The organism is Thiohalocapsa halophila, from assembly GCF_016583825.1.
Classification (GTDB): domain Bacteria; phylum Pseudomonadota; class Gammaproteobacteria; order Chromatiales; family Chromatiaceae; genus Thiohalocapsa; species Thiohalocapsa halophila.
Genome location: NZ_NRRV01000114.1, coordinates 1 through 9,031 on the forward strand (window position 1 = coordinate 1; position 9,031 = coordinate 9,031).

At 69.6% G+C, this 9,031-nt stretch carries 9 protein-coding genes; 6 read left to right on the forward strand and 3 right to left on the reverse strand.

The features are described 5' to 3' along the window. Positions 1-247 precede the first annotated feature (247 nt). The 6 genes from CKO31_RS24410 (at position 248) to CKO31_RS24435 (ending at position 5,588) form a co-directional block, all read left to right on the forward strand. Entirely contained in the window at positions 248-445 is a 198-nt protein-coding gene (locus tag CKO31_RS24410; RefSeq protein WP_200242981.1) for a hypothetical protein, read from the forward strand. 124 nt (positions 446-569) lie between these two features. Then, a complete protein-coding gene (locus tag CKO31_RS24415) occupies positions 570-1,685 on the forward strand; it encodes a phosphotransferase enzyme family protein (RefSeq protein WP_200242983.1) in 1,116 nt (371 codons plus the stop codon). Positions 1,686-1,687: 2 nt separating this feature from the next. After that, the gene (locus CKO31_RS24420; RefSeq protein ID WP_200242985.1) at positions 1,688-2,089 is read left to right on the forward strand and encodes a hypothetical protein; all 402 of its coding nucleotides are present in this window, start codon (positions 1,688-1,690) and stop codon (positions 2,087-2,089) included. A gap of 110 nt (positions 2,090-2,199) precedes the next feature. Further along, complete coding sequence (locus tag CKO31_RS24425) at positions 2,200-4,398, forward strand: alpha-amylase family glycosyl hydrolase (RefSeq protein ID WP_200242995.1); 2,199 nt, start codon at positions 2,200-2,202, stop codon at positions 4,396-4,398. Between the two features lie 14 nt (positions 4,399-4,412). Further along, positions 4,413-4,745 carry a TraR/DksA family transcriptional regulator gene (locus tag CKO31_RS24430; protein ID WP_200242997.1) on the forward strand — a complete coding sequence of 111 codons (333 nt, stop codon included), beginning with the start codon at positions 4,413-4,415 and terminating at the stop codon, positions 4,743-4,745. Positions 4,746-4,760: 15 nt separating this feature from the next. Continuing rightward, positions 4,761-5,588: a hypothetical protein gene (locus CKO31_RS24435; RefSeq protein WP_200243000.1), complete on the forward strand. Its 828-nt coding sequence runs from the start codon at positions 4,761-4,763 to the stop codon at positions 5,586-5,588. A gap of 223 nt (positions 5,589-5,811) precedes the next feature. On the opposite strand, the gene CKO31_RS24440 is transcribed toward CKO31_RS24435, so the two are convergent. From CKO31_RS24440 to CKO31_RS24450, 3 genes are all read right to left on the reverse strand, one after another. Further along, entirely contained in the window at positions 5,812-6,123 is a 312-nt protein-coding gene (locus CKO31_RS24440; protein WP_200243003.1) for a hypothetical protein, read from the reverse strand. 89 nt (positions 6,124-6,212) lie between these two features. Further along, positions 6,213-8,057, reverse strand: coding sequence for an Hsp70 family protein (locus CKO31_RS24445; RefSeq protein WP_200243006.1), 1,845 nt, complete (start codon positions 8,055-8,057; stop codon positions 6,213-6,215). After that, positions 8,054-8,761 (reverse strand): DUF2760 domain-containing protein, encoded by a 708-nt coding sequence (locus CKO31_RS24450; protein WP_242475657.1) that lies wholly within the window; start codon positions 8,759-8,761, stop codon positions 8,054-8,056. The genes CKO31_RS24445 and CKO31_RS24450 overlap by 4 nt, the downstream gene beginning before the upstream one ends. Between the last annotated feature and the right edge of the window lie 270 nt (positions 8,762-9,031).

Consider the following 9,031-nt stretch of genomic DNA (forward strand, 5'->3'; position numbering starts at 1 on the left):
TGCATGAACCTGTTCGAGCAGGAGCCCTCGAAGCGGCGGCTCTCGCAGAAACGCCGCGAGGCCGCTTGGAACGACGGCTACCGCGCCAAGGTGCTCTTCGGCTGATGGTTTTTATGCGCTGACCCTGCACCCGGGTGTCCGCTGCTGGACAAGTAAATTAGCATTTGGTTATATTAGCGTTTCAGTAAAGAATGCGAAGCCCAGTGTGCCCGGTGGCCACTGTCCGGCTTCGGCAGAGGTTTTGACCATGTTTTTCGACAACCTTACAGTTGCGGGCCTGCTGATAGCGGCCCCGTATATGCTGCTGCCATTATTCTTCGGCCGCGAATTCCTGCGTGTCGCCGACGAGGGCAGTGACCAGCGCGCCAAAGCCCGTGGCGGTGAAGTCCCACAGACGGCCGACCACGCCGCACCGGCGACGGTGGAGGCGGCGCCCTGCCATTGAGGCCCCGGCCGCAGGCCGGTCGGTTCTGCGCAGCGGCGGCTCGCCCCAGTCAACGCCGCCGGCTCGCCACGCCCAGAGGGCCGGGCCCGTTGCCGCCGGCGCCGGCGGCTGGTAGAACCGCGACATGTCCGAGCCCCAAGATCCCGCCCCGGCCGACTCCCGGCGCCGGCTGCTGGACATCGCCCGGCGCTTCCTGGGCGATGCAGCGGCGCCGCTCGCCGTCGCCCCCCTGGGTGACGGGCTGATCAACGACAGCTACCGCGTACAGGCGCCCGCCGGCGCCTTCGTGCTCCAGCGCCTCAACAGCGCCGTCTTCCCGGCGCCCGAGCGCATCATGGCGAACCTCTCGGCGCTGGCCGACGCGGCGGCGGCCCACCCGGAGCTCGGCGTGCGGCTGCCGGCTCTTGCCGCCGCCGATGGGCTGGCCTACGTCCGCGACGCCGACGGCGGCCTCTGGCGGCTGATGGAATGCATCGAGCCGAGCCGCACCCTACCCGCGCTGGAGCGCCCCGCCCAGGCGGCGGAGGTGGGCCGGGTGCTGGGTCGGTTCCATCGGCTGGGCGCGAGCCTGGAGCCGGCGGCCCTCGCCGTGACGCTGCCGGGCTTCCATCACACCGCAGGCTATCTGGCGGCGCTGGAGGCCACAGCGGCCGAAGCCCGGCTCGACGACGCCGGCCGCGACACCCTCGCCCGCATCGGCGCGCGCCGTGATCTGGTGAGCGTGCTCGATGAGGCAGTGGCCCGCGGCGACACCCGCCCGCGGCCGATCCACGGCGACCCCAAGCTCGACAACCTGCTGTTCGACCCGGCAGGGGAGCGGGCGCTGGGTCTGATCGACCTGGATACGGTGCAGCCTGGGCTGCTGCACCACGACATCGGCGATTGCCTGCGCTCCTGCTGCAACCGCGCCGGCGAGGCGGGCGCGGCCTCGGCGCGGTTCGACGTCGGGCTGTGCGAGGCGCTGCTGAGCGGTTATGCAGAGACCACCGCCGGGCTCCTCAGTGCCACGGAGATCGATCTAATCGTCCCCGCTACCCGGTTAATTCCGCTGGAGCTCGGCATCCGCTTCCTGATGGATCATCTCCAGGGTGATCGCTATTTCCGTGTCCGCCACCAGGGCGAGAACCTGACCAAGGCCCGCCGCCAGCTGGCGCTGGTGGCGGACATCGAACGCCAAGCCGAGGCCGTCGAGGCAGCCGTGCGGCGGGCGTTCGACCAGACCCACGGCCCGGGACGCTGACCATGGCGCGCCGGCGCACGGCTCGGACCCCGGCGCCGCGGGACGAGGCCGCGGATCAACGCCAGGCACGCGGGCTGCTGGCCAGACTCGCCGAGCTGCTACGCCGCATCGACCATCCGCGCGCCCAAGAGGTAGACGCCGTGCTCGCCACCTTCGACACGGACCCCGCCGCCGCCTGGCAGCGGCTCGACGGCAACGCCTGGTGGGCCGGCGCCGGCTCACTGGCGGCGGAGAGCCTGGTGGAGCCCGAGGCCCTGCCGGCCGCCGAGCGCGCGGCGGCGATGCAGGAATTGCGCGCCCTGCTCATCGACCTCGCCGAGCTGCTGCGCGCTCGCGGGCCGACCAATCCGGGCCTCTCATCCTGGCTGCTGGCGTTTCGCAACTGGGACGCCGCCGGCGTCTGAGCGCCAAGGAATCGCGCTGTGATTGATCCATGTTGGGGTCGGCACATCGGCGGTACCCGCCCGCTGCTGCACAATGGCGGGCACGCACAGCAGTCCCGCCGGAGCCGCGCATGCCCGCAATCACCGTTCACTTCCGCAAGCCCGCCGACTGGGCCGAGCCGGTGCTGGTCCACTGGTGGGACCGGCAGCCCGCAGGCGCCGCTACCGACTGGCCGGGCGTGCCCATGACACCGGACCCCGAGCATCCCGGGTGGTACGTCTTCACCTTCGACGACACCACGCGGGTGCACTTGGTGTTCAACGACGGCCACGGCCGCCAGAGCGGCGACCTGGCGCGGGAGCGCGACGGCTGGCTCAGCTTCGACGCCCATTGGCAGGACGTGCCGCCGGCTGCGGGCGAGCCGGACAAGCTCACCCCCGCGGCAGCCGCCGACACACCACCACCTCCGGCCAAGCCCGCCATCGTCACCGACGCCCTGCGGCCCGTCGCCGAGCGCACGGACTTTCGCGAAGAGACCATCTACTTCCTGCTCACCGCCCGCTTCAACGACGGCGATCCCTCCAACAACTTCTTCTGCCGGGATCGCATCCGCTTCGACGCCGACGGCAAGGCCGTCGACCCGCACTGGCGCGGCGACTTCAAGGGGCTGATCCAGCGCCTGGACTACATTCGGGATCTCGGCTTCACGGCCATCTGGATCACGCCGCCGGTGGAGAACCGCTCCGGCCTCGACTATCACGGCTACCATCCCTACGACTGGACCCGCATCGACCCGCGGCTGGAATCTCCGGACGCGACTTATCAGGACCTGATCGACGCAGCACACGAGAAGGGCATCAAGATCATCCAGGACGTGGTGGTGAACCACTCCTGCCAATACGGCATCCGGGGCAAGGTCCACATCGACCACCTGCCCACCAAGTACTATGTGCCCCAGGGCAGCGAGCAGGGCCAGGTGGACCATGGCCCCTACCAGGGCAACCTCGGCAACTACGCCTGGCCGAACCGGGACGATATCGACAACCCATTGGCGCCGGACTGGTGGCAGGCGCGGCACGAGCGCGACCCGGGGGGCACCGAGCCCCTCACGGACCCGAAGACCGGCGAGACCGTGCCCAAGCCGGGTTATGAGCCCGGCCGCTTCTTCGGCATCGACGCCCAGGGCCTGGACCCGGACTGGTACCACCAGGACGGCTTCATCTGCGGCGGCGACTGGGAGAGCCCGCAGCCGCTGCAACAGCGCCACCTCGCCGGCGACTGCATCGACCTCGCCACCGAGCGGCAGAACGTCAAGGACTACATCATCGGCGCCATCAACCGGTACCTGGACATGGGCGTGGATGCGCTGCGCATCGACACGGTCAAGCATGTGGAGCGCGACAGCCTGCTTGAGTACATCAACGCCTGGAAGGCCCACAAGCCGGGGCTCTTCGTCTTCGGCGAGAACCTGGTGAAGGGCTACGGCTGGGGCGACCTCGGCGGCGGCGACAACGGCCCGAGCCAGATCCGGCCCTGGTGGTACACCCGGCTGGGCCATGACCCCCAGGACCCGCACTCGGGCGGCGACTCCGGCTTCCCGCAGCTGGACTTCGGGCTCTTCAGCACCTTCCGCGATACGCTGAGCCGAGGCACCTTCGAGGGCACGGGCCAGATCCTGTCCATGGACTGGATCTACGGCGATGTGACCCAGCTGGTGACCTTTCTGCAGAACCACGACGTGGGCCCAGACAACGACTTCAAGTACCGCTTCAAGGGCGACACCTGGATGGCCGCCGCGGCCTACAACCTCATCTGGACCGCCCGCGGCATTCCCTGCCTGTACTTCGGCGAGGAGATCGAGTTCATGAAGGGCGCCCCCCAGGACGTGGAGGGCGAGAAGGACACCCTCGAGAGCACCGGCCGCGCCTACTTCGGCGATCATCTGACCGATGAGCGCCTCCAGGAGACCCAGTCGCACCCGCTGTACCAGCATATCCAGCGGCTGAATCTGATTCGGCGCAACGTGGCGGCGCTGCAGAAGGCGGCCATGTCCCGGGTCGGCGAATGGGGCAGCGGCATGCACTTCGTGCGGGATCTCTCAGCGGCCGGCCCGGACGGGGGCAGCTACGCCGTCGTCGGGTTGGCCATCGGCGCGGATCAGACCATCGACATCGGCGATGTCCGCCCGGGTGTCTACCGCGATGCCGTCACCGGCGGCGAGATCCACTCGAACGGCCACCTGTCCTTCCAGGTCAAGGCCAACTCCGCCGGCATCTGGGTGCTTAACGGCCCCGGCAAGATCGGCCACGACGGGCCCTTCCTGCGCTGACGGCGGTGGCAACCATGGACTTCGAGCACTTCCGCAACCTGTTGCTTGCCCGCCGCGCGGCCCTGCTCGCCGACGCCGACGGCGACGCTGCCGCCACCGTCGAGCTGGACCAGACCCGCCAGGGCCGCCTCTCGCGCATGGACGCCCTGCAGCAGCAGGCCATGGCCGCCGCCACCGGCCAGCGTCGCACCACCGAGCTCGCGCGCATCGACGCCGCCCTCGGGCGCATCGACTCAGGCGACTATGGCCTGTGCTTGGGCTGCGACGAGGAGATCGCCCCGGCGCGCCTGGAGATCGACCCGGCGGCGACGCGCTGCATTCGCTGCGCGGACAAGGCCGAGTCCTGAGGGGCCGCCCGCGCGATGGCCGGCAGATTCAGGCGCCAGAGTCACGCTGACAGTCGCCGGCGCCCCATCCGCCACCACAGCCTCAGGCTGCCCGGCCTCGGTCGGGTCACGATCAGCCACCGGCCGCCACCGACGGCCCCCACACCCGCCGCCGACCAAGGGCCGGCGGCGGCGCTGCGCAACCCCAGAGACAGAACGCACTGGATCATCTTCAGCCCCGGCGCCCTCACTCGCGCCAAGGACTATCCGGAGCTGCTGGGCGCCCTCACCGCCGCAGGCGCTGCGGTGCTGACCCTGGACTATGACTGGCCGAAGCTCTTCGCCGGCGACGCCGCCGAGCTCGCCAAGCCCATGCGCGCCGCGAGGCGGCTGGAGCGCGGCGGGCTGCCGGCACGCGGTCTCGCCGAGCACGGGCTGCCAGCCCCGCTGCCACGCCGCCGCGGCCGCAAAGCCCCGCCCTTGCGCATCCTCGGCTACAGCTTGGGTGGTTGGATGCTCTCCGCGGGCTTCGCCGAGCACAGGCATGGCCAGCCACTGGAGCTCGACCTCCTCGGCGCCTCCAACCTGCGCGAGCCCTGGCAGCCACCGAGCCGCCGCAGACAGCGGGTGCGCCTGCTTGCCGGTACCGAAGACGGCGTCATCGACCCAAAGGCGCTGGAGCAGCTTGCCGCCAGCTTCGCCACCGATGTCGAATGGCTCGACGGCGTCAGCCACTTCGGCCTGCTTGCCGATGCCGTCGGCGCCGCCAACTTCCGCGCCCGCGACCGCACCACCCGTCTCACTCGACGCCAGTGCGCCGAGCGCATCGCCCGCCAACTGCTGCACGCACCCGAGCCTGCCTAGCCCTGTTGCGACGCGCCGCAGACCGGGCAAGAACCCCATGTAGCTCGGGCGGAAGAACGAAGCCCGACGCGGCTTTTGCTGTCGCCGCCTGATGTCGGGCCTCCTGGCGTCGGCCCGACCTACGGCCGAGCGCGCGCATGATGCTGGCGGCTTTGCGTGCCGAGGTCGTAGGCAGCGACAGGCACTATGCAAGCCGACGGGCATCGGGCAGGGAGGCGGCTCGCTAATCCGCCTGCGCTCGGCAGGCGATCCGCCCGGATTCCTCGCCGAGCTTCTCCAGCGCGAAGAAGTCGCCCATCTCCCGCGCCCAGTCGGCGGCGAGCTTGCTCGATGCCTTGGCCTGCGCCGCATCCTCGAACACGCTCACGGTGACGATGCCCGGCAGCCCGTCGCCACCGAGCCCGGTGACGATGACGGAGTAGCTGACGAAGCCTTCGAGGGTCCTGATCCTGGGGAGGAAGACGTGGTCGACCTTCTCGCGCACGACGTCCGGTGTTCCCTTGACGAGCTGGTAGCGGCGAATCGAGCAGTACAAGGCAGGGCGCTCCCGGGCAAGGTTCGAGGACACCCGAACAAAGATAGTCGATTCCACGGCGGCCACAAGGCGGCCGCCAGCGCAGGCAGCTACTCCCCCGCCCCGCCGCGGGTGTTGAACGCGACTTGCCAGGGCCCCTCGCTCCCCGCCAATGGCATTGCCGTGAGCTCCAGGGTACCGACCTCGCTCACCGAGGCTTGCAGGCGCACCGGCACCACCTCGCCGCGCTTGCGGCCTTCGGCCGGCAGGTTGGTCTGGATCTCTTCCAGCTCTTCCAGCTCGGCATCGGTCCAGTCTTCCAGCAGGTCGCCCACCTGATCTTCGCGGCGAACGCTGGAGCCGAAGAACCTAAAGCGCACGGGCTCGCCCACCACCAGGCCGAACTCCTGGGGTGCGGAGACGGACTCGGAGCCCTCCTCCAGCCCAAAGGGCACGACACACAGGGCCTGGAGCTCCGGCTCCATGCCGGGTATGGCCGGCATGCTCGGCTCGACACCCACATAGTAGGAATGCGACGTACCGCCGCGGATGCGCACGCCGCCGTGCTTGCGCACATAGGCGTAGAAGGCGGCGCCGCGGGCGACGGCGAGGTCCAGGTCCCGGGCCTCCAGCAGCCGCGCGGGCGGTGCGTCCTCGGCGGCGAGCCAATTGTTGATCACCTCCAGCACCCGCTCGCGCAGCAGGCCGGCATTGAAGACACCGCCGTTGAAGAGCACCGCAGTGGGGTGCAGGAAGGTGGCCCAGTGGGCGTGCTCGACGAAGCCTTCCAGGTCTTCGGTGGCGCCCGCCTGCTTGGACAGGAAGGCCGCCAGATGGCGCGTGACGGCCGGGTCCTGCGCGAAGGGCAGGCCAACCTTGGTGAGGGCGCCGCGGGCGCGCTGTGCCGGATGGTCGGTGACGGCGCATTCCGGGAAGAAGCCGTCGATGAGCACGGCCGTCACCTCATCGCGGGTCAGCTCGGTGCGGATGCTGCCGCCGATCAGCTTAGCCCCACGGCTCGGCACCACCACAGGCACCGACTCCAGCGACGCGTCGGCGAAGAGCTTCTCCTTGGCATAGCGGCAGCCATGGGTGAGGGCCTGGAGCTGCCAGCGGTCCAGATCCACGCCTTGGACCTTGAGCTTCTGCTTGACCAGATGCGCCAGGGTCAGATCCATGTTGTCGCCGCCGAGCAGAATGTGCTCGCCGACGGCGATGCGCGTCAGCTCCAGGGTCCCGTCCTGCTCGGTGACGGCGATGAGGGAGAAATCGCTGGTGCCGCCGCCGACGTCCACCACCAGAATGATGTCCCCGACCTTGACATCGTGTCGCCACTGGCCTCTGCTGTCGTTGACCCAGCTGTAAAGGGCCGCCTGGGGCTCTTCCAACAGCACCAGGTTCTCGATGCCGATGGCCTGAGCGGCCTCGGCAGTGAGCTCGCGAGCGGCGGGATCAAAGGAGGCCGGCACGGTGACGGTCACGTCCTGCACGCCCAGTGGGTCGAAGCCGTGCAGCCCGTTCCAGGCTTCGCGCAGATGGGTCAAAAAGGCCGTGCTCGCCTCCAGCGGCGATAGCTGCGGGATCTCCTCGGGCACCTCCGGCGGCAGGATGGGCGCCTTGCGGTCCACGTCCGGATGGCAAAGCCAGCTCTTGGCGCTGGAGACCAGCCGCAACGGGGTGTCGGCGCCGCGCTTGCGCGCCAGCTCGCCGATGACACGCTCTGCCGGCGCCGGCCAGGGCAGCCCGAGATCACCGGCGTTGAATTCATCCGGATGCGGCAGGTACATAAAGGACGGCAGCATGGGCCGCTCCTCCACCGAGCCCGGATCCACCAGCTGGGGCACGGGCATGACCTGCTGCTCCACCTCCTCGCCCTCGCATTTGGCGATCTCCACGAAGGACAGGGCGCAATGCGTGGTACCCAGATCGATGCCGATGGCGAAACGCCTGCTCACAGCTCCACCTCCGCCGGTGCCAGAATGCTTACATCGCGGCTGCCCGTGACCTTGGGCAGGCGCACCTCATCGGCGCGCCAGCCGCGGTGCACCAGGGAGCCGGTGAAGGGCGGCTCGCCGACCACGTTGCCGATGGGCCGCACCGCGGACGGGTCGAAGCCCCGCTCCAGGGTCACCCGGCTGCCCTCCGCCTCTGTGCGCACGGGTGCGATGTCGACATAGTCCGTCAGAACCTTGTGACAGCCCTGGTGCACGACGCGCGCGGCGGCGCCGATCTCCCGGTCCGAATAACTGGTGATATCTTCCTGTAGGAAATCGACGAACCGGCCCTGTTGCTGCAAAAGCCCGAGCAGCACCAAGGCGGAGTCCGGCGGCGCCTCGCTGAGCTTGGCGGCCGGCTGCGGCAGTGGCGCCGCCCTGGCAGCGGTCGGCCGGGCACTGCTCGGCAGGGAGCTGACGCCGTCCACGTAGAGATCCGTCAGCAGCCGCGCATAGTGCGCGTCCGCCAGCGCCCGGGCGAAGCTGTAGGTGGCGATGGGCAGGCGCTTGAGCACGATCCAGGTCTTGTCCGCGGCGATGCGCAGCCAGCGCCAGGCGACGCGCAGCCATACCTTGAGCCGTTCCCAAGCGCTGCGCAGCAATACCTTGAGGCGCGCTTGCATGGGCTTGATGCGCTCCGCGATGGATGGCGTCTGTTCAGTCATGCAGTTCGGACCCTTAAGGACAGAGGACGGGCACGCGGAGGTCTCCGCGGCCGCGCGGACTTTGACGCGCCGCCTAGGCGTGCACCCTGTCCCTCAGCGGGCGAGCGCGTAAAAAGATGCCTCGGCCTGGCGGCCGCGCCATGCAGCCGTGCATCTTACATCGCAGCGGCGGGCTCTTCATCCGCAGCCGCGCACGAGGTCCGCACCGCCGAAGTCGACGCGGAGAACACGGGAGCCCGCCAGCGCGCCCCACCAGTCCCCCCGCCAGTG

Coding starts and splice junctions, on each gene's coding strand:
- CKO31_RS24435 (WP_200243000.1), top strand. CDS start 4,761: ATGGCCGGCAGATTCAGGCGCCAGAGTCACGCTGACAGTCGCCGGCGC.
- CKO31_RS24425 (WP_200242995.1), top strand. CDS start 2,200: ATGCCCGCAATCACCGTTCACTTCCGCAAGCCCGCCGACTGGGCCGAG.
- CKO31_RS24420 (WP_200242985.1), top strand. CDS start 1,688: ATGGCGCGCCGGCGCACGGCTCGGACCCCGGCGCCGCGGGACGAGGCC.
- CKO31_RS24410 (WP_200242981.1), top strand. CDS start 248: ATGTTTTTCGACAACCTTACAGTTGCGGGCCTGCTGATAGCGGCCCCG.
- CKO31_RS24430 (WP_200242997.1), top strand. CDS start 4,413: ATGGACTTCGAGCACTTCCGCAACCTGTTGCTTGCCCGCCGCGCGGCC.
- CKO31_RS24415 (WP_200242983.1), top strand. CDS start 570: ATGTCCGAGCCCCAAGATCCCGCCCCGGCCGACTCCCGGCGCCGGCTG.
- CKO31_RS24450 (WP_242475657.1), bottom strand. CDS start 8,761: ATGACTGAACAGACGCCATCCATCGCGGAGCGCATCAAGCCCATGCAA.